General features: G+C 28.4%; 1 protein-coding gene. It reads left to right on the top strand.

What is annotated here, in order from left to right; all coding sequences use genetic code 11:
- The first annotated feature begins 85 nt into the window (after positions 1-85).
- Complete coding sequence (gene cax, locus G3997_RS02715) at positions 86-1132, top strand: calcium/proton exchanger (protein WP_296647692.1); 1047 nt, start codon at positions 86-88, stop codon at positions 1130-1132.
- The last annotated feature ends 95 nt before the right edge of the window (positions 1133-1227 follow it).

The following is a 1227-nucleotide window of genomic DNA, read 5'->3' as shown; positions in this document are numbered from 1 at the left end:
ATCTATATTTAAGTAATTAATATATTTTCCTTATATAAAGGGCAATATAAATGTAGAAACTTTTATAAGGAGGTTTATTTAAATAATGAAGATATTAAAATACATGCTTGTATTTATACCTATAAGTTTTATAGCTAAATTTATGAATGCATCAGGAACAATTATGTTTTTACTTGCCTGTTTATCAATAATCCCACTAGCTGGACTTATAGGAGAAGGTACTGAAGAAATCTCTTTTTATTCTGGACCTAAAATCGGCGGATTTTTAAATGGCACATTTGGAAATGCCACAGAACTTATAATATCATTCTTTGCACTTAAGGAAGGTTTGTTTGAGGTTGTAAAATCATCTATCGCAGGAGCMGTTATAGGAAATATACTACTTGTTGTTGGTGCAAGTATGCTTGCTGGAGGTCTTAAATATAAAACTCAAAAATTTAATCAAAAGGTATCAGAAGTTTCATCAACTATGCTACTGTTTGCCGTTTTAGGATTATGTATCCCAGCTTTATTTACTCATACAGTAGACCCTAAACTTCTTAATACTAGATACGAAGGATTAAGTATATTTGTCGCTGTAGTAATGATTATAATATATGCACTTAGTTTATTTTTCTCATTTAGTACTCATAAACATCTATATAATAACAATGATGAGGAACAAGGAGGTACTCCTAAATGGTCATTAAAAAAAGCTATATTAGTATTAGTAATTTCAACTGTTCTTATAGCTATAGAAAGTGAATTTTTAGTAAATGGTATAGAACCGCTAACTGAAAAGTTAGGTTGGAGTGAATTTTTCGTAGGAATAATATTAATTCCTATAATAGGAAATGCTGCAGAACATACCACAGCAATTGTTATGGCTAGAAAGGATAAAATGGATGTTGCACTCGAAATAGCTATAGGTTCTAGTTTACAAATAATCTTATTTGTTGCTCCAGTTTTAATATTTATAAGTTTATTTTTCAAACCTATGAGTATAGTATTTAATCCATTTGAGTTAATAGCACTTATCGCATCAGTAATAATAGCTAACAGAGTTTCTCATGATGGAGAATCTAACTGGCTTGAAGGTGTTCAGTTACTAGCTGTTTATTTGATTATAGCTGCATCATTTTTTATTATATAAAATTCATAACAATAAATTCATAAATTTCTTATAAGAAAAAGCTATCTTTAAGTAATAATTTACTTTAAGATAGCTTTTTTATTTAATTAACTATG

The sequence above is a fragment of the Romboutsia sp. 13368 genome (assembly GCF_018336475.1).
Lineage (GTDB): Bacteria > Bacillota > Clostridia > Peptostreptococcales > Peptostreptococcaceae > Romboutsia.
The sequence above is the reverse complement of the archived record's forward strand: the minus strand, read 5'-3'. Positions and strand labels throughout refer to the sequence as shown.